Origin of the sequence: Paenibacillus cremeus (assembly GCF_007786445.1) — a bacterium.
Classification (GTDB): domain Bacteria; phylum Bacillota; class Bacilli; order Paenibacillales; family NBRC-103111; genus Paenibacillus_G; species Paenibacillus_G cremeus.
On record NZ_VNJI01000008.1, the window covers coordinates 153504 to 173453 of the forward strand.

Consider the following 19950-nt stretch of genomic DNA (forward strand, 5'->3'; position numbering starts at 1 on the left):
AAAAGGTTTATTTGCAAAAGGAGTGAGGAGAGCAGAGTAGTTCCCGCAGAGTTTACGTGTCGCCTTTGAAAATGGATTCCATCCTCCTTAATAAATTAGTGGGAATCCATTTTCAAGAGCGACCGAAGGGAACTGACTCTGACTCGGAGCACTGCTGCTTTTGCATGTAGAATTTTGTCGTCCAAAGACTAACTCTCCTAATATATATCTTAAACTTTCTAAAAATTTCCTCGGTATAGTAGGGATAGTGAGAGGGAACTAGGAGGTGTGAGCGTATGAAGGAAATTCATATGTTGTATAAAGGAAGAGTATGTCAGGGACGAGTAGCGTATGAAGGGGCCGACGTGATGGAGCTGCGGGTGACCTCACCGTTCTCGTTTAAGTACGGGGAGTCGGTGGTTTGCTATGACTTCAAGAGGCGGCTGAATATGCGGGTTATACAGGGATCAGGCTCCAAGTTGATTGTAGCACCGGAAGAAGCGGAAATATTCCGAATCGGCGAGCAGCCGATGAAAACATTCGAGGAATTGTACCGGGACGAGTCCAAAGTGTTCACCAGCTTCAAGCTCAATACGTTCGGGACGATTAGTAAGGACTTCAAGACGTACGCCGTGCGGTTTGCTGATGTAAGCCGGCTCGGGTTCGGATTTGAGATCGACGACTTTTCCATTCGACTCAACCAAGTGTACGACTCAATGATCATTTGTAACGAAGAGACGATTCATCCGAAGCTAATTGTACGGTACGCGCATATTCTGGAGAAAAAGATTCGATACGGGGCGGAAATTCACGCCATCTCGAACAAGGATTTGAATAAGCTGCGATATTATATTGCTTCCAAGCAATTTTAAAAAGAGGAAACCCGGCGCACCGTGAGCAGAAGCGGAGGCGGCCGGGTTTTTTTGGCGTTAAGCGAAAGGAAAAAAAGGGTTACCGGATCAAGCGGCCTTCCACCCACACGCGCTGCAGCTCCAGCTCGGGCGAAATGAGCAGCAGATCGGCCATCTTGCCTGCGGTGATGCTGCCGGTGGTCTCCTCCAGGCCCAGCAGTCGGGCCGGGTTCAAGCTCGCCAAGCGGCTGGCCAGCTCGACGCTGGTACCGGTGTGGCGAACCACGTAGCGCAGCGCATCGACCATCGTCAGCGTGCTGCCGGCGAGGCTGCTCCCGTCCTTCAAGCGGGCGACGCCGTCCTTCACGACGACATCGAGACCGCCGAGCGAGTAATCGCCGTCGCCGAGTCCCGCGGCAGACATCGCATCGGTGATGAGGAGCAGCTGGTCCGGCGCTTTCAATTGCAGCAGCAGTCCGATGCAGGCGGGGTGAACGTGATGCCCATCAGCGATAATTTCCGCGGAAATTGACTTTTGAGTCAGCACGGCGCCGACGACGCCCGGCTCACGATGGTGCAGGCCTTTCATGGCGTTGAACGTATGCACCGCATGACTTAGGCCATGCTGTACCGCTTCAACGATTTGCGCGTAAGTCGAGTCCGTATGCCCGCACGCGGCAACAATGCCTTGCTCGGACAGCAAGCGGATCAGCTCCAGCGCGCCATCCGTTTCCGGCGCCAGCGTCATCATTTTGACCAAGTCTGGGTATTGAGCGATCCACTCGCGCATCCACTGGGACTGAGGAGGGACGATAAAGCTTGGATTTTGGGCGCCGGGCCATTTCGGGCTGATGAACGGGCCTTCCAAATGGACCCCTGCAAGCTTGGCATGCGGCATTCCGCCTTCACGGCGTGTAAAAGCATCCACTGATTCAAGCACCCGATCAATCGCTTCACGGGAGGCAGTCACCGTGGTAGCTAGCATGGTCGTGGTGCCGTTTTGACTGTGGAAGTGAGTAATTCCCTCCAGCGATTTCTGCGTACCGTCCATAAAATCGTGACCATACCCGCCATGCACGTGCACGTCAATAAAACCGGGCAGCAGCCAGCTGCCTTTGGCATCCAATAGCTCCGCGGCGGAGCTGCGATCCGCTTCACTCAGGGAATCCATGGAGCCGACGCTTTGAATCCGCCCTCCGGACACCTTGACGAAGCCCGATTCGATGGTGCTATCAAGCGTTACGACTTTAGCATTTACAATGATAAGTTCCGCTGCTGTGTTCATCATGCCAATTTACTCCCCGCTTCCGAGTCTAATAGGACGACGACATGCGGGTGGGTCTGCAGCAGCGAGGCTGGAACCTCCGTCGTGATCGGTCCTTGCAAGGCCTGCTTTACAATGTCTGCTTTATCGATACCGCGGACCACGAGCAGGATCATTTTCGCTTTGAGAATCGTTCCGACACCCATCGTAATCGCATGGCTCGGCACTTCCTCCGGCGTGTTGAAAAAGCGTGCATTCGCCTCCCGCGTCTGCTCGCGAAGCTTAACGACGTGCGTGCCGCGGATCAGGGAATGATCCGGCTCGTTAAAGCCGATATGGCCGTTATGGCCAAGTCCGAGCAGCTGAAGATCGATCTGCTTCGCCTGCTCCAGCAAGCTGTCGTACCGCTGGCATTCCTCTTCCAGATTCGTGGCCATACCGTTAGGGATGTGGCACTGCTCCGGAGTAACGTTGACATGTCCGAGCAGATGCTTTTGCATGAAATAGTAGTAGCTTTCCGGGTGGGAGCGGTCCAAGCCGACATACTCATCCAAGTTAAAGGTCGTTGCTTTGGAGAAGCTGACGAGCCCTTGGCGGTAGATTTGCACCAGCTCTTCATAGATTCCGATCGGCGTGCTGCCTGTAGCCAGCCCTAGAATGGCACGCGGATTCGTTTGCAGCATCCCGGTCAAAATTCCGGCGCCTGCTTTGTTCAGCTCTTCATTCGAGCGAAAGGTCAAAATGTTCATACGAGCTATTTCCTGCTTTCTTTGTGGTATTTTTTCACCTGCTGGTACGAATGCTCGAGCAGCGGGACGTATTCGTCAAACTGTTCACTTACAAGCGCAGTAAATAAAATATCGATTACATGCAGCAGCGCGATTCTGGAGGCCATGTCGCCGCGCCGCATCCCTTCCTCAAGCGAGGAGGCAAACAGCCGGATATCCGACGTTTGCGACAGCCGATTCATGCCGAACTTGGTCAGCGAGATGGTCAGCGCCCCGCGTTCTTTCGCACATTGCAGCGCATCAATCGTCTCGTGCGTTTCGCCGGAGTAGGAGATGGCGACCGCGACATCCTCCTTGGACAGGCTGGAAGCCGCCGTGATCTGCATGTGGGAGTCGGACCAGTGCTGGGCCATTTTGCCGATTCGCACCAGCTTCTGCTGAAAATCCAGCGCAACGATGCCGGAGGTGGCCATCCCGTACAGATCAATTCGCCGCGCGGAGCGGAGGGCATCAACTGCGCGCCGCAGCTCGCTCAAATCCAGCTGGCGTGTCGTATCGGAGATGGAGCGCAGATGGTTCGACTCGATCGCCTGCACAATGCTGGCCAGCGAATTGCCCGCAACGATGTCTTGGTAAGAGTTCTGCCCCGGTGTCTGTACGAGCTCGGCACCAAGCTTCATCCGAAAATCGGCATACCCCTTAAACAAAAAGCTGCGGCAAAACCGCGAAACCGTCGCTGTACTCGTACCCGACTTCTCAGAAAGCTCCGTGATGCTGAGGTGCACGGCCTCATGAGCATGGTCCAAAAGATATTGCGCCAGCTCTTGTTCCTTGCGGTGTAGAGCGGGTTGTTTTTCACGGATCGCCTGCAAAATGCTGGACATGGACGGATCACCTTAATTTTGCGTTAAATTTATTTACTTAATTTTAAATGAATGAAGAAAATTATTTACATCATTATCATATCCAATGCACGGCAATTATGCAACCGATTTGCACCGCCGCCCCAGCTATTATTTCCCTGAGCAGCAATCCAAATTACTCCAGTCGAAAATAGATGAAAAAGTCATGAAACGCGTTCGTTTTTTGTAAAATGTAGTCCTATTCTCTTATTTCCATGGTAAAATAAAACTATCTATGTCTACTAGAGGTGAAATATGTCGAAACGCAAAGAGCCTGCCCATAAGAAGCGAGGAAAGCGCCATGTTCACAAGCCGATGACAGCATTGCTGGCTGCTGCATTGTCGGTGGGACCGGCATTCTATTCGTTGGGTGCTGCTGAAGCCCAGGCTGCTCCTCCGGTAACGCTGCTGCCGATCAAAGATATCACTGGCGTGCCGGGTGAGACTTTCAGTCTAAATCTAGCGGATTACTTCGGTCCGGGAAACGAAACTAGCACGTTTAATGTAGTGGCTACAAACTCCGAGATTGTCAAAAAAGCGCAGTTCGGCAGCAAGCTCGAATTGTACCTGGACCACCCGGGGATGACGACGTTTACCGTCACGCTGGGCAGCGGCACGGTCAGCGAAAGCTTTAACGTCCGAGTCATCGATCCGGGAGCCGATGGGAAGCTGGATGTCATTGATCTCGTCCGATTCATGAACAACAATCCAGGCGCCATCACTTCACGAGACGGCGCGACCGGCGTACTCAATAAGGTAGAACCGGCGGTCAGCAAAGTGAACCACGCGCCAACGCCGAACACGTTTCAATTTCAAATTCCCTACTCTGGTTCGCAGGCTTTGGTGCGTTTGGCGCAAATATTCCGAGATCCGGATGGAGACTCGCTAACCTTCCAGGCTGAGCCTGTCATTCCGGGCGGTGAGGGAGTGACGGCCTCCGTGACTGGGAATGAGCTCACGTTCACGGGGGACTTAATAGCAGGAACGGCGGGTGCCACCTTCCGGATTACAGCGACGGATAGTGCGGGGCTGTCGGCCGTTCAGTTCCTGACGCTCGTGCCTAATCACAACCCACAGACGGTAGCTACCGCTACTTACAGTGTCTACGCTCCGCTTGGTACGGTGCCTGCTCCTATTAACCTCAGCCCGTTTTTTATGGATCCGGATGGGGATCCGATTACGTATTCCGTCACTCCACCAGTTAACGGCGGGGTCACAGCGAGTGTGTATGGCTCTACGCTAACTTTCTCTGGTGTGATGAGCAACAACCCTACGGAATTTAGCGTATGGGCGAGGGATAATAAGGGCGGATACTCGAATCCGTTCTTGGTGATTCTGAACCCTAACAGTACAGCGCCGACTGGTAATCATACGCCGACAGTGACACAGCAAACGTACGGTCTAGTCTACAGACAAGGCGATATGGTGCATCCGATCAACTTGGCGAGTAATTTCAGCGATCCGGACGGCGATGCGCTGAGTTATTCTTTGAGCGCTTTCAATAGCGGAGGCCTTAATCCTTCCATAAGCGGTTCTATGCTTTCGTTTACCGGCAAGCTGCTATCCGACGCCTTTTTTGTAGTGAAGGCAGATGACAACCGCGGCGGGAAAATAACGGCAACTTATCAAATTACAGCGACTCCCAATAACTCTCCAACGGTGTCGCAGCAGGTGTACAGCTTTGACTATCCTGTAGGTACTACTAAGCTGCCCACGTTTGAGTTGGGTCAACTATTTAACGATCCGGACGGGGATCCACTCCAGTACAGCTATACGACATCTGATGACGGAGGCCTCATTCCAACGATCATCGGCTCTACGCTAAGCTTCGGTGGTCAGTTGGAGCGGAATGCTTCCATCATTGTATCCGCTACCGATGGCAGGTACGGTTTTGCTAGCGCCTATTTCTATTTCAATGCTGCGGCAGTGAATCACGCGCCAACGGTAACGCAGCAGACCTACGGTTTTACTTATCCGCAAGGCGATTTCGTACAATTAAGCTTTGATTTGAGCGAAAACTTTAAGGATCTGGACGGGGATGCACTGCAGTTCACGATCACGTCGTCATCAACCGCTGGAGATATCAGCCCAGAGCTTAACGGATCGAACCTATCCTTCACCGGCAAGCTGAACTCGGACGTGACCTTTACTGTTACGGCATACGACGGCAAGGGAGGTACTGCTGAGGCGTATTATTACTTCAACGCGCAAGCTCCTGCAAACCATGCTCCGACGGCGGTGCAGCAGGTGTTCAGCTTTACATCCAAGCAAGGAAGCTATGTGGAATCGATCGATTTATCCGGAAACTTTACGGATCTGGACAACGATAGGTTGGAATATTCGGTTACACCACAATTGCCTTCGGGCTTCAACCCAATCGTCAGCGGCTCGCTGCTTATGTTCAACGAGAAAATGCCATCCGATGCGACGTTTACTGTTACGGCAAGCGATGGGCACGGCGGAACGGCGCAGGCGGAGTATCACATCATTGCGGAGCTGAATCACGCACCGACGGTGATGGAGCCGAATTATAATTATACATATCTGTCAGGCAGCAGGGTGAATTCCATCGATTTGGCAAACGATTTCGCCGATTCCGACGGAGATCAGCTTCAGTACAGTTACACGACAACGGATGCTGGTGGACTGTATCCTGAAATCAGCGGCTCCATGCTGTTATTAGGTGGTCAATTGGATCGTGATGCGACCTTTATCGTGACGGCAGAAGATGGCCAGGGCGGTAGTATGAAGGCGAATTATAACTTCAAGGTGAACCACGCACCAACAGTGACGGAAGCGACATACAATTTAACTTATCTAATAGGTAGCGCAGTGAATTCGGTCGATTTGTCGCACTTTTTCACCGATCCGGATGGAGATCAGCTTGAGTACAGTTACACGACAATGGATGCTGGAGGATTGAACCCGCAGATCAGCGGCTCTATGCTGTTGTTAGGCGGTCAATTGGAACGAGATGCGACCTTTATCGTGACGGCGGACGACAATCGCGGCGGGACCATGAAGGCGACTTATAACTTCAAGGTAAACCACGCGCCGACAGTAACGCATCAGACTTATGGCGGTCTAATGTTCAATGAAGGCAGCATTAACGCATCTATCGACGTGTCAGGAAACTTTAATGACCTGGACGGCGATACGCTGGAGTACAAAGTTACACCAGACACTAGCGCAGATGTTACAGCTACAATTAGCGGCTCTGTACTTTCTTTTGGAGGCACGCTGCATTCCGGGACCACGTTCACTGTTAAGGCGAGTGACGGTCGGGGTGGAGTCGTGTCCGCGGACTATCCTATTGCAGTTAATCATGCTCCAACGGTGACGAATGCTGAGATCGTTGGCGAGTACAGACTAGGGTCAGGCACATCCGCTGCCATCCAAACGCCAAGCTTCGATTTATCGGGAAATTTCCAAGATGCAGATTTGGATGCATGGGATCATCTTACCTTTAATGTGACCCCATCTAGTACGAATACACTGGAGACAGTAGTTAGAAATGGAGTATTATCTTTTGCTGGAATGCCTTCCGGCAGCCCTGTATTGACCTATACCGTGACAGCTACGGATTTAATGGGGCTCTCAAGCAGCGCTACCTATACTCTGAATCCGAAGGTCAATCAAAATCCTTCGGTTACCGAAAATGTGTATCATTTAACTTATCCGGCAGCTTCAGAAGGACTCGTAACCATACCTGAAACATCGATTAATTTGCTCGACAACTTCTCCGACGCAGATCATGATGCGTTGAACTTCACACTGGCTACGGAAGGCTCGGTGATTCCTGAAGGGCTCACGGCTTTCGTGTCGGGCTCGAATCTGATCTATTCTGGAAGCATTGAGGCATGGGAGACGCCGAGGTTCCTGATCGTTGCCGAAGATGAATTGAAGGGCAAGGTCGAAGCAACCTATGTTCTGGAGTCGTCGGATGGAAATCATAAGCCGGTTGTTGCTTCAGGGTTAACATTCGAGTATAGCACTGGCGAAGGTTATATGGATTTTTATGAAAATATAGACAATTATGTGAGCGACCTTGACAATGACAGTTTGACCTTTACAATAAACCAATCGAAGACCAGCCCGGATATTTTGCAAAAGGCAGCTATTGTGTCAGGTTCTTTCTTAAGTGTTTGGGGCTACATGCAAGGTCATTTTGGGAATTATACCGTCGCCGTAGATGTACAGGATTCGAAGGGCGCTACAACGACGCTTAGCATTAATCTATTAGCACCTAATCATGCACCTGGCGTGGAGGATAGTAATCCGCACGTAACCTTTATTGATAAGAATGATACCAGCACGCTGGAATCCGTCTTTTTAGATTATAACTTTTATGATGAAGACGAAGAGGCGATTACCTACACGATCGATGAGGCGAACTCAATTCTACCAAGTGGTTACAAGGTGAATATTAATGAATTCAATGAGCTTGAACTGAAAAAGGTCGATGGTTACGTACCACAGGCCACAGATGTTATTTCGGTTAGGGTAGTAGCAAAGGATGGCAGAGGCGAGACGGTGTCGGCGAATTATACTTTCCAGTACGACCGCGCTCCGCAAGTGCTCGCTAGCAGCTATGCTGTGCAGGCTGATGCTCAAGATTTTACGCTAGATCTTTATCAGCTCTGTGAAGACCCAGACAAAGGAGACGAGTTTAACATCCAAGCAAGCATCGTGGATTCTGGAGCTGGATGGATCAGTTTGGACAGTGAGGTTTCGACGTTGCTGCACTTCGGAACGCCTAGTGGATCGATGCCGGCATCCGTTAATTTCACCGTAACGGATAGCCACGGTTTGACCGCATCGAAGACGGTTACATTTACCCCTTCGGATACAGCGGCATTGACACCTAAAGACAAGAGCATCGGGATCGGCACCCAATTAACATTAAAAGACATGTACAAGCGTTACAGCAATCTGAATGCTTCAACCAAATTCACAGCTAGTACTTCCTACGATTCTAACGTGTTTGCTATTACATCGGAGGATTGGAAAGATTTGACCTTTGAATCGTACTACTATAGCGGAGTCTCCAACGTGGTGATCGTCGGATCAGATACTCTCGGAAATCAAGGGGTTATTGATATCCTAAAGATTACAGCAGATTATCCGATAACGTCGGGGTCTACAGTGACCGTAAATAATCCGTTTAATGAGACGAATGAGTTGAGCAGCCTAACGACAGAGGTGCTAGATTATTACGGGGTGGGCATAACAGCCGATGTTACTCAAAGCACGCAGCCCGGTGCTTTGGATGTGAATGTCCACAATCCGTCTCAGGGCTATGCCCCAGCTCAAATTATAATCAAATCCCAATTCAATGACGGCTCCGGTGAAGCAACGATTTATCAGTTCTATTACCAGCCACAGCTAAATTAGACACAGCTATATGAAGGAGAGGCCATGAGAACAGCCCAAGCGGAGCGCTATTACGAGTCGATAATTGCAGCCCTAAAAGAACAACGCTACACCGAAGCTGAGCGGGGGGCAATCGAAGAAATTCGGAGAGCCCCGCTGGCTCCCCAGGCGTGGACGCTGCTAGGCGAAGCGCTGCTGCACCAAGGCTACGGCCATGCAGCACGCAAGACGTTTGGCCGAGCGTGGCTGTTGGACCCGGAAGCGGCTTGGGTGGAGCAGGTGGAGCAAGCGCTGAAGCGCACACAACCAGGACCCTCACGCGCAGACATCGATGAGCTGCTGCAGGTCAAACGCGTGACCGTGACCGTCGGCATCATTGCTCGGGACGAAGAGCGAACGATCCGCCGATGTTTAGCCAGTCTGCAAGGAGCTGTCGATGATATCGTCGTGGTGGATTGCGAATCCAAGGATGCTACAGCCTCGATTGCTGCTGAGTTTCCTGGTGTGAAAATTGTACGAACATCATGGAACAACGATTTTTCTGCGCTGCGCAATGCCGGTTTGGCTGTCATGAACACGGACTGGGTGCTCTGGATCGATGCCGATGAAGAGCTGCACCCGGATGATGTGACAGCCGTGCGCGAAGTCGCCGGATTGTACGATGATATGGATGTGCCTTCGGTGCTGTACATTTGGCAGGTGAATCGGATCGCGGGCTCCGTACGGCATGAATTTTCGCAGACTCGTATGTTCCCGCTTCGATATGGGCTCCGCTATCACGGTCGCGTGCATGAACAGGTTGGTCCGAGGGAAGGGAGCATCTACTCGCAGGTGACCTATCGGAAGCCGGTTCGGATTCGACTGCTGCACGACGGGTACGAGCCGGATATCGTGAAGCAGAAGGATAAGATCAGCCGCAATCTGAGGCTGCTTGAGATGATGGTGAAGGAAGAGCCGGACAACCCCGGCTGGTGGATGTATTATGCCCGGGAGTCGCTGGCGGCAGGGCAAACGGAGCAGGCGCTTGAAGCGATTCGCAGGACGGAAGAGACCGCGCTGCACCAGCCGCGCTTCGGGCGCTTGCTGGATGCCTTGATGCTCAAGGCCAAAATTCATTTGGCGGCTCGCCGGTGGGATGAAGTCGAAGAGGCTTGCATGAAGGCACTCGAGCTGGATGCCGATTTCCCGGACGCCCAATTTTACTTAGCCACCGCGAAGCTGCACCGGGGCGCAGAGCTGCATCGGGAAGCCGAGAAGCTTTTGCGGCAATCCAAGGATAGCTTCAAGCGGTACCGCGGCACTGTCTCTCCGGACCACGAGATCGCCCAGTGGAAAGCGGACGTATCGCTCGCCGACATCGCGCGTTCCGTAGGCAAATTCGCAGACGCTACCCAGATGTACCAGCAAGTGCAAGCCCGTGCCCCTTACGTCCACCAGATCCATAAGCCGTTGCAGCGGATGGAAGAGCAGTACCGGAAGCTGCAGGAACTGATGAACCGACCAGACGGACGATCGAAGTAGAGCAGAACGAAACCAATGCACCTCATAGAAAAGGACATGGGAGCCCGAGTGGTAATCCGATGGAAATTCTAGGGGTGCATTTTTGTCGTTCCAATTCCTCCATTCAGCATAAAAAAGCCGCTCCCGGGCCCAGCCCACAACAGGCTGAGCCGGAAAGCGGCCCAAATTACGCGAATTTACTCAAACAGCTTCTTCAAGTTTTCCTCATACGGCGCGCGGATAACACCCTTTTCCGTGATAATCGCCGTCACATATTCGTTCGGTGTGACGTCGAAGGCAGGATTAAATACCTTCACGCCTACAGGGGCGGTACGTTTGCCAAAGCCCTGTGTAATCTCGTCCTCGTGACGCTCCTCGATCGGAATGTCCCCGCCGGTCGGCGTGGTCAGGTCGATCGTGGACATCGGGCACGCGACGTAGAATGGAATGCCGTGCGCCTTCGCCAGCACAGCAACGCTGTACGTGCCGATTTTGTTGGCCACGTCGCCATTGGCGGCAACCCGGTCGGTGCCCACGATAACGGCCTGCACCCAGCCTTTAGCCATGACGGCACCGGCCATGTTGTCGCAGATCAGCGTCACGTCAACGCCGGCCTGCTGCAGCTCAAACGCGGTTAAGCGCGCGCCCTGGAGAACGGGCCGGGTTTCATCCGCGAACACCTTGAGGTTCATGCCCTTCTCCTTCGCCAGATACATCGGCGCCGTCGCCGTGCCGTACCGCGCGGTCGCCAGGCCGCCCGCGTTGCAGTGCGTGAGGACGCCCATGCCGTCCTCGAACAACCCCAGCGCGTGCTCGCCAATGAGGCGGCACGTCTCCTCGTCCTCGGCTTGGATCGCCCGCGCCTCGTCAAGCAGCGCTTGCTTCGCCGCTTCCACGGTCACATCGCCCGTGGAAGCGCCGCCGAGCAGCGCCTCTGCCAGCGCTCGCATGCGATCGAGCGCCCAAAACAAATTCACCGCCGTCGGTCTCGACGTCGCAAGATAATCGCACTGGCGGAGCACCTCCGCCAGCAGCGCCTCCCGGCTGCCGCTAAGCGCGCGCACGCCGAGGTACACCCCATACGCCGCCGAGATGCCGATGGCCGGCGCCCCGCGGACCGCCAGCTGCTTGATGGCGTCCCAAACCTGCTCGGACGTCGTCAGCTCCAGGTAGACGATCTCGCCCGGAAGCAGACGCTGATCCAGCAGGTCCAAGCGATCCTCGAGCGAATTCCACCGGACCGACTGCAGCCAATCGGCGGAAGCTTGTGTTTCAATACTCATATCGATAATCTCCTTCGATGTAAAAAATTACTGTACTGCTTTCTCCGCAATGTCCAACAGCTGCTCAATCGAGTCCGCTTGGCGATTGAATTTAATCAGCGAGGTGCCGATCTGAAGCGCAATACGTTGAGCGCGCTCCTTAGCCGCTTCATCCTCCAGCTTGTTGATATCCGCTACCTGAGCAAGACCGTGCACGCGGCGCACCATTTTGCTGCCGGTGTAGCCGAACGCATCGCGCAGCACTTGCTGCATATACCAGTCTTGATATCCTGGAGTAGCCGCCATCCGGTCAACGCCATGGTCGTTCCACAGCGTGCGGAACTCCTGCTCGAACGTCGTCCAGGTGTCCCGGATCGTGCCGGTCAAGTAAGCACGGTAATCGCTGCGGGAAGCCTCGTCCCGGCTCCAGCCTTCCTGCGCTGCAAAGTTCAGCAGCAGGTTGGCGAACACCGCACCGATATCAAAGCCCATCGGGCCATAATAAGCGAATTCCGGGTCGATCACCTTGGTGGAATCCGGCTTGATAAAAATGCTCCCCGTATGCAAATCGCCATGCAGCAGCGCCTGAGCATGCGTCAGGAACTTGTCCCTTAAAATCGCTACCTCCAGATGCAGTGCGGTATCAGCCCAAACCTGCTCCACCGCATCGCGGATGGCCGGAGGCACGTTGTTGTTCGGCGAATTGGTGTAAGGATCGTCAAAGATCAAATCCTCAGTAATTTTGCACAGCTCCGGATTGATGAACCGCTTCACGCGCTCTTTTTTCTCCTGCTGGTTCATGCCCAGATCCGAAGTATAGAACAGCGTATGCGCCAAAAAGCGTCCGATATCCCCAGCAAAACGTGGGTACCGGTTGCCCTCGATTAGACCTCTGCGCATGATAATATGATCGCTCAAATCTTCCATCACAGTGAGCGCAAGCTCCGGCTCGTAAGCATGTACATGCGGCACCAGATCCGGGCAGAGCGACTCCTGGATCATCAGCGCTTCGCTTTCGATGCGGGCACGGTCCAGCGTGAGCGGCCAGGATTCACCGACGACTTTGGCATACGGCAGTGCTTGTTTGAGAATAATGCTTTTTCCTGTGGATGGCTCAGAGATATGAAAGACGAGATTCAAGTTCCCGTCGCCAATTTCGCGGCTGACCAGCTCGCTGCCTTCAGTGAATAAATCCGGAAGCTGCCGTGCATACGCAATCGCTTCCGCTTCGGTAAGTGCATGATACGTCATAAGTGAATAGTTCCTCCCCTATAGTTGCAACAGTCATTCCCATTAGTATAAAACAATTTTTGCCCGCATGGAATAGAAGTACAAGCACGGCGAATTTTTACACAAACTTAACTCGGTGTTAATACGCAAATGATGTTCAATCCTATAATAAAAAGAGTAAGGAAAACGTTAAAAATGTTGGAGGGGTACCTGGAATGGAGAAGCTGATCGAAAAAGTCTTTGGTGTCGCATTATGTGCGGGTGTGCTCGCGCTGCTCGGCTTATATTCAGCTTCAAGCGATCATACGGCGACAGGCATGACCGCAAACACGTTTAAAGTGAACCAGACCCAGTTCGAGCGCATGCACGATGACATGAGAACAAGCTATTATGTACAACTCGGCCAGAAGTAAAAGAACTAATGAAAGTAGTTACCCGATACATAAAAAGACAAGGGAGGGCGTATCGCCGTCCCTTTTTTGGATTTCACCTGCACCTGAAACGGCTAAAACGGCCGACGGCGGTGTTCCACCAAGTCGATCGATCCGAGCACGACATGGGCTAGCCCAAAGCCGACGACAGCTGCTGCGGCCATCGGATATTTCTTGATTAGGGCGGCACCGGATGCGGTAACCGCAGTGCCTAGCACGGTCGGAAGCATTCCTTCGCGCATGGTCCTTCACCTCGTCCTCGATTAGATTAGGTACAGCGAGTATGGTCACAACTGACATCGCGCTGTTGCGCTGTACAGCCGCAACCTTAGCATCGATTTCAAAGAACGGTTTTATGCCGATCGGGAATTGCATTCTTTTGGCTGGAAACCTATAATATCATATGGATTGCTTTGAATCGGATGTTCGGTACCGGTTAAAGGGGGTAGAGTAAATGGAATCGGGGAAAGAACAAGCCGTCGCGTTAAAAGAATGGGCCGCAGCCGTCGAGGCGCTTCGTAAAGGTCAGCAAATGCTGATCATGCGCAAAGGAGGTATCCGGGAGGAAACGAAGGATTTCCAAGTGGAGGCGGACAGCTTTTACCTGTATCCAACCTACGAGCATCAGAAAAAACAGCTGATCAAGCCTGGGTTCGAACAGATGGTGGACGAGATGATTCAAGGGTGGAGCAGTGAGGAGACGGAAACGGTCATCCGCTGCTATGCCGAGCTGGAAGAGGACATTCTCATTTCGTCCCAAGAAGAGCTGGACAAGCTGAGGGAGCTGCACATTTGGACGGATCAATTCGCCGAAGAGCGGCTGAAATGGAAGAAGACGAAGCCGCTGCACGTGATGCTGCTGAGAGTGTATGAGCTGGAGCAGCCGGTGCGTGTGCGTATTATGCCGGAGTTTATCGGGTGCAAATCGTGGATCGCTCTTCCGCAAGAGGAGCTGAGCCGGATGCCACGCAAGCAAGTGATGTCCGATGAGTCATTTGCCCTTGCGGTAGAGAAAGTACATAAGGCGCTAAATAATTAAACAAATTGTCACCGTGATATCCGGGTCTTTATTGATTTTTGCAGGTAAGATATAATATAATTGAGAATCACTGATAATCATTTTGTAATGATTATTAACTAAGAAAAATTAAAAAACGGAGGATTACAGCAAATGGCGAATTCACCACAATTTATTATAGACGGGCTTAAGGCGACTGTCGAAGGCAAAGAAATTTTGAAAGGGCTCAGCTTGTCGATCAAAGGCGGCGAAGTGCACGCGATCATGGGCCCGAACGGTACAGGTAAAAGTACGCTGGCCTCCACTCTGATGGGCCATCCGAAATATGAAGTGACCGAAGGCTCCGTTTCGCTCAACGGCGAAGACGTGCTGGAGATGGCTACAGACGAAAGAGCGCGCGCAGGTCTGTTCCTGGCGATGCAATATCCTTCCGAAATCACCGGCGTAACGAATGCAGACTTCCTGCGTTCCGCGATCAACGCTCGCCGCGGCGAAGGCAACGAAATCTCCTTGATCAAGTTCATCCGCCAAATGGAAAGCAAGATGAAAGAGCTTGAGATGAACCCTGAGTTCATGCACCGTTACCTGAACGAAGGCTTCTCCGGCGGGGAGAAGAAGCGTAACGAAATTTTGCAAATGATGAACCTCGATCCTAGCATCGTCATTCTTGACGAGATCGACTCGGGCCTTGACATCGACGCGCTTCGCATCGTAGCTACTGGTGTTAACGCAATGCGTTCCGAAGATCGCGGCTTCTTGATCATCACGCACTACCAGCGCCTCTTGAACTACATCAAGCCTGACTTCGTTCACGTTATGATGCAAGGCCGCATTGTAAAATCCGGCGGTCCAGAGCTGGCTGAACGCCTTGAGAACGAAGGCTATGACTGGGTGAAGGAAGAGCTCGGTATTGTTGACGAAACCGTCGGCAAAGACGAGACGGAATTCAAAGTACCAATGAACACTACTGCTCCAAAATACTAATCTACGCGAAGCAACATTCTCAGGAGGGATCTCACGATGAGTACACAAATCGTTCTTCCCATCGATCGCGCTGGGTTAGTAGAACTGTCCAAAACAAGACAGGAGCCTCAGTGGATGACCACTCTGCGCGAGCAAGCGCTGGAGCTGGCCGGATCGTTGGAACTGCCAAAACTCGAAAAAACAAGAATCGACCGTTGGAACCTGGCTTCCTACGGTACCTATAAAGCAGCTGCGGCTTTGACCACGCTGGAGCAATTGCCGGAGTCGGCGAAGAGCCTGCTGCAAAACGAAGGCCAAGGACACCCGGAAAACCTGCTTGTACAGAAAAACTCCGGTGTCGTCTACAACAGCATTTCCGATGAGCTGAAGCAGCAGGGCGTGGTGTTCTGCAGCCTGGAAGAGGCGCTGAACAGCCATAGCGAGCTGGTGCAGAAGCACTTCATGACCGTGGTAAGCAAAGATGAGAATCAGCTGACGGCGCTGCATGCAGCGCTCTGGAGCGGCGGCGTATTCCTGTACGTACCGAAAAACGTGGAAGTGAACGTCCCGATTCAAGCCTTGTTCTTAACGGATGATGCCGAAGCGAGCTTCTCGCCGCACGTGCTGATCGTAGCTGAGCAGCATTCCTCGGTTACTTATGTTGACAACTACATTTCCGAGGGTAACCTGAACCACTTGGTTCAAAACGGCGTGGTGGAAGTTGTAGCGAAGCCGGGCGCCAATGTAACGTTTGCTTCCGTTCATAACTTGAATGATTCTGTAACGGACTTGACTTACCGTAGAGCGGTTGTTGAGAATGATGCGTCCATCGAGTGGATCGTCGGTGAGATGAACTTCGGCAACGCGATGTCCGATACGACTACAATTCTCAAAGGCAACGGCTCCACGTCGGATGCTAAAATCATTTGCGTCGGCACAGCGGATCAGAAGCTGAACATTACGACCCGTGCGGTCCATTTCGGCAAAAGCTCCGACAGTAACATGATCACTCGTGCGGTTATGCGTGATGAAGCTACGGCGATCATCAACGGCGTGACCAAAATCGAGCACGGCGCAACCAAAGCGAACGGCGAGCAAACGGAGAAGGTACTGATGCTCAGCCCGAAATCGCGCGGCGACGCCAACCCGATTCTTTTGATCGACGAAGACGACGTAACGGCCGGTCACGCAGCTAGCGTAGGCCAAGTGAACCCGGAGCAAGTGTACTACCTGATGTCCCGCGGGATCTCCAAAGCCGAAGCCGAACGCTTGATCATTTATGGCTTCCTTGCTCCAGTCGTCTCCGAAATTCCGCTTGAGCAAATTCAATCGCAACTGCAGCACCTTGTAGAAAGGAAGCTGGGACAATGAATACGGAGGACATTCGCAAACAGTTTCCGATTCTCCACCAGGAAGTAAACGGGCATCCGCTCGTTTACTTGGATTCGGCGGCCACATCCCAAAAGCCAGTCAGTGTCATTGAGGCAGTCAAGCGCTACTACGAGTGGGATAATGCGAACGTTCACCGCGGCGTGCATACGCTCGGCTCACGGGCAACGGATGCCTACGAAGGCGCAAGAGAAAAGCTTCGCAAGTTTATTAATGCGAGTTCTACGGAAGAAATTATTTTTACCCGCGGAACGACGACCGCACTTAATTTGGTCGCTTCGAGCTATGCCAGATCGGTGTGCCAGGAGGGCGATGAGATTGTCATTACCCCGATGGAGCATCACAGCAACCTGATCCCTTGGCAGCAAGTCGCTAAAGCGACCGGAGCGGTCTTAAAATATATGCCGCTGCAGCAGGACGGCACCATCAGTCTGGAAGCGGTGGAGAAGACGATTACCGATCGAACCAAAATCGTTTCCGTCACTTATGTATCGAATGTGCTCGGTGTAGTCAATCCTGTAAAAGAGATTGCTGCCATCGCTCACCGTCATGGGGCCAAAATGGTCGTCGACGGAGCCCAAAGCACGCCGCATTTGAAGGTGGATGTGCAGGATCTCGATTGCGATTTCTACGCCTTGTCGGGACACAAGATGTGCGCTCCGACCGGCATCGGTGCTTTGTACGGCAAGAAGGCGCTGCTGCAGGAGATGGATCCGATCGAGTTTGGCGGAGAAATGATCGACCACGTAGGGCTGTACGATTCGACGTGGAAGGATCTGCCTTGGAAGTTCGAAGGCGGTACGCCGATCATCGCAGGTGCGGTAGGGCTTGGCGCGGCGATCGATTTTCTCGAGAGCATCGGGCTGGATCAGATCGACAAGCATGAGAAGCAGCTGGCGGCCTATGCGATGGAAAGAATGCAGGAGATTGACGGGCTGACCATTTACGGTCCGCAAACGAACCGAGCAGGACTCATCACCTTTAATTTGGACGACGTGCATCCGCATGATGTTGCAACCGTACTGGATGCGGATGGAGTTGCGGTCAGAGCGGGTCATCATTGCTGCCAGCCGCTGATGCGTTGGCTGAATGTGACGGCGACGGCGCGTGCTAGCTTTTATCTATATAATAATGAGTCGGACGTCGATCGGTTGGTAGCTTCCTTAATCAAAACAAAGGAGTACTTCGGCTATGCAATTGGATGATTTATATCGTAGAGTCATTATGGATCATTACAAAACCCCGCGTAACCGCGGTACCTTCGATGGCGAGTCTGTTAGCGTAGACCTGAACAACCCGACCTGCGGCGACAAGATTCAGCTCCAAATGCAGGTTGAGGATGGCAAAGTCAAAGCTGCCAAGTATACCGGTGAAGGCTGCTCCATCAGCATGTCCTCCGCTTCCATGATGACGGATGCGATCAAAGGCAAGACGCTGGAGGAGGCGCTTCAGATGGCGGAGAACTTCTCCAGCCTGATGAAAGGCCAGCCGGTCGAATTCGAATACGAAGATATCGAGGCTCTCTCGGGTGTGAACAAATTCCCTGCGCGCATCAAGTGCGCTACACTCGCCTGGAACGCACTGCGCAAAGGTGTGGAGCAGGTTAAAAATAATCAGTAGATGGTGTTTTGAAAACAACATGTATAGGAGGTATGACCCGTGGCTAAGAAAATGCCAGAAATGGAAGAGTATAAATATGGGTTTCGCGACGAGCATAAAGCCGTATTCCAATCCGGTAAGGGCTTGACTCGTGAGATCGTTACGGAAATTTCCAAGATGAAGGGCGAGCCGGACTGGATGCTGGAATTCCGTCTGAAGTCGCTTGAGCAGTTTTTGAAAATGCCTATGCCTACTTGGGGTGGCAACATGGACGATCTGGATTTCAACGATATCCAGTACTATGTCAAGCCATCCGAGAAGCAAGGGAAGACGTGGGAAGAGGTTCCTACGGAAATCAAGGAAACCTTTGACAAGCTGGGGATTCCTGAGGCGGAGCAAAAGTTTTTGGCCGGTGTATCCGCGCAGTATGAGTCCGAGGTTGTTTACCACAGCATGCAAAAGGATCTGGAAGATCAAGGCGTTATTTTTACGGATACGGACACGGCGCTTCGCGAGCATCCGGAAATTTTCAAGAAATTTTTTGGTACCATCATCCCGCCAAGCGACAATAAATTCGCTGCTCTGAACAGCGCGGTTTGGTCCGGAGGAAGCTTCATCTATGTTCCGCCGGGCGTGAAGGTGGAAATCCCGCTGCAAGCATATTTCCGCATCAACTCCGAGAACATGGGCCAATTCGAGCGTACACTGATCATCGCTGACGAAGGCAGCTTCGTGCACTATGTTGAGGGCTGTACAGCTCCAGTTTACAGCACGAACTCCCTACACAGTGCGGTCGTTGAGATCATCTGCTTGAAGGACTCCCGCGTGCGTTATACGACGATCCAGAACTGGGCGCCAAACATCTACAACCTCGTTACGAAGCGTGCGGTGGCTGAAGAGAACGCGACGATGGAATGGGTTGATGGTAACATCGGCTCCAAGCTGACTATGAAGTACCCAGCTGTCGTGCTGAAAGGCCGCGGCGCTAAAGGGATGGTTCTCTCCATCGCTGTAGCCGGTAAAGGCCAGCATCAAGACGCCGGTGCGAAAATGACGCATTTGGCTCCGGATACCACGTCCACGATCATCTCCAAATCGATCAGTAAGCACGGCGGTAAAGTAACGTACCGCGGTCTCGCTTCCTTCGGACGCAACTCTCAGGGCTCCAAGGCGAACATCAAGTGCGATACGCTGATTATGGATAATCAATCGACGTCCGACACGATCCCGTATAACGAGATCATGAACGACAACATCACGCTGGAGCACGAAGCGACCGTATCCAAGGTATCCGAGGATCAGCTCTTCTACCTGATGAGCCGCGGCTTGACGGAAGCGGAAGCGACCCAGATGATCGTTATGGGCTTCATCGAGCCGTTCACCAAAGAGCTGCCGATGGAATATGCGGTTGAAATGAACCGTTTGATCAAGTTTGAGATGGAAGGTAGTATAGGATAACCC

Annotated in this window: 16 protein-coding genes; 10 read left to right on the forward strand and 6 right to left on the reverse strand. The window is 52.5% G+C overall.

Annotated features, from left to right (window positions below; all coding sequences use genetic code 11):
* The first annotated feature begins 275 nt into the window (after positions 1-275).
* Positions 276-851, forward strand: coding sequence for a hypothetical protein (locus FPZ49_RS08660; RefSeq protein WP_144845575.1), 576 nt, complete (start codon positions 276-278; stop codon positions 849-851).
* Between the two features lie 79 nt (positions 852-930).
* On the opposite strand, the gene nagA is transcribed toward FPZ49_RS08660, so the two are convergent.
* From nagA to FPZ49_RS08675, 3 genes are read right to left on the reverse strand one after another with little or no spacing between them, the layout of a single operon-like run.
* The gene (gene nagA / locus FPZ49_RS08665) at positions 931-2115 is read right to left on the reverse strand and encodes an N-acetylglucosamine-6-phosphate deacetylase (protein WP_144845641.1); all 1185 of its coding nucleotides are present in this window, start codon (positions 2113-2115) and stop codon (positions 931-933) included.
* The gene (gene nagB / locus FPZ49_RS08670) at positions 2115-2843 is read right to left on the reverse strand and encodes a glucosamine-6-phosphate deaminase (RefSeq protein WP_144845577.1); all 729 of its coding nucleotides are present in this window, start codon (positions 2841-2843) and stop codon (positions 2115-2117) included. The genes nagA and nagB overlap by 1 nt, the downstream gene beginning before the upstream one ends.
* 5 nt (positions 2844-2848) lie before the next feature.
* Positions 2849-3706, reverse strand: coding sequence for a MurR/RpiR family transcriptional regulator (locus tag FPZ49_RS08675; protein ID WP_144845579.1), 858 nt, complete (start codon positions 3704-3706; stop codon positions 2849-2851).
* Positions 3707-3979: 273 nt separating this feature from the next.
* Between FPZ49_RS08675 and FPZ49_RS08680 the strand changes: the two genes are divergently transcribed.
* Positions 3980-9118, forward strand: coding sequence for an Ig-like domain-containing protein (locus FPZ49_RS08680; protein ID WP_144845581.1), 5139 nt, complete (start codon positions 3980-3982; stop codon positions 9116-9118).
* Between the two features lie 24 nt (positions 9119-9142).
* Positions 9143-10618: a glycosyltransferase family 2 protein gene (locus FPZ49_RS08685; RefSeq protein WP_144845583.1), complete on the forward strand. Its 1476-nt coding sequence runs from the start codon at positions 9143-9145 to the stop codon at positions 10616-10618.
* Positions 10619-10794: 176 nt separating this feature from the next.
* Here the strand turns inward: FPZ49_RS08685 and mtnA are convergent, their stop codons facing one another.
* On the reverse strand, positions 10795-11880 hold the full coding sequence (gene mtnA / locus FPZ49_RS08690; protein WP_144845585.1) for an S-methyl-5-thioribose-1-phosphate isomerase: 1086 nt from the start codon (positions 11878-11880) through the stop codon (positions 10795-10797).
* Positions 11881-11907: 27 nt separating this feature from the next.
* A complete protein-coding gene (gene mtnK, locus FPZ49_RS08695; protein WP_144845587.1) occupies positions 11908-13110 on the reverse strand; it encodes an S-methyl-5-thioribose kinase in 1203 nt (400 codons plus the stop codon).
* A gap of 194 nt (positions 13111-13304) precedes the next feature.
* Between mtnK and FPZ49_RS08700 the strand changes: the two genes are divergently transcribed.
* Positions 13305-13502, forward strand: coding sequence for a hypothetical protein (locus FPZ49_RS08700; protein WP_144845589.1), 198 nt, complete (start codon positions 13305-13307; stop codon positions 13500-13502).
* 92 nt (positions 13503-13594) lie between these two features.
* Here FPZ49_RS08700 and FPZ49_RS08705 read toward each other — a convergent pair whose 3' ends face one another.
* Positions 13595-13762, reverse strand: coding sequence for an asparagine synthase (locus FPZ49_RS08705; protein ID WP_144845591.1), 168 nt, complete (start codon positions 13760-13762; stop codon positions 13595-13597).
* Between the two features lie 212 nt (positions 13763-13974).
* Between FPZ49_RS08705 and FPZ49_RS08710 the strand changes: the two genes are divergently transcribed.
* From FPZ49_RS08710 to sufB, 6 genes are all read left to right on the forward strand, one after another.
* Positions 13975-14559, forward strand: a complete 585-nt coding sequence (locus tag FPZ49_RS08710; protein WP_144845593.1) for a DUF1802 family protein — start codon at positions 13975-13977, stop codon at positions 14557-14559.
* 132 nt (positions 14560-14691) lie between these two features.
* Complete coding sequence (sufC, locus tag FPZ49_RS08715; RefSeq protein ID WP_144845595.1) at positions 14692-15522, forward strand: Fe-S cluster assembly ATPase SufC; 831 nt, start codon at positions 14692-14694, stop codon at positions 15520-15522.
* A 36-nt stretch (positions 15523-15558) separates the two neighbouring features.
* Entirely contained in the window at positions 15559-16872 is a 1314-nt protein-coding gene (gene sufD / locus FPZ49_RS08720; RefSeq protein WP_144845597.1) for a Fe-S cluster assembly protein SufD, read from the forward strand.
* The gene (locus tag FPZ49_RS08725; protein ID WP_144845599.1) at positions 16869-18095 is read left to right on the forward strand and encodes a cysteine desulfurase; all 1227 of its coding nucleotides are present in this window, start codon (positions 16869-16871) and stop codon (positions 18093-18095) included. The genes sufD and FPZ49_RS08725 overlap by 4 nt, the downstream gene beginning before the upstream one ends.
* The gene (gene sufU, locus FPZ49_RS08730) at positions 18082-18510 is read left to right on the forward strand and encodes a Fe-S cluster assembly sulfur transfer protein SufU (RefSeq protein ID WP_144845601.1); all 429 of its coding nucleotides are present in this window, start codon (positions 18082-18084) and stop codon (positions 18508-18510) included. Before FPZ49_RS08725 ends, sufU begins: the two co-directional genes overlap by 14 nt.
* A gap of 39 nt (positions 18511-18549) precedes the next feature.
* Positions 18550-19947, forward strand: a complete 1398-nt coding sequence (gene sufB, locus FPZ49_RS08735) for a Fe-S cluster assembly protein SufB (protein WP_144845603.1) — start codon at positions 18550-18552, stop codon at positions 19945-19947.
* Positions 19948-19950 lie beyond the last annotated feature (3 nt).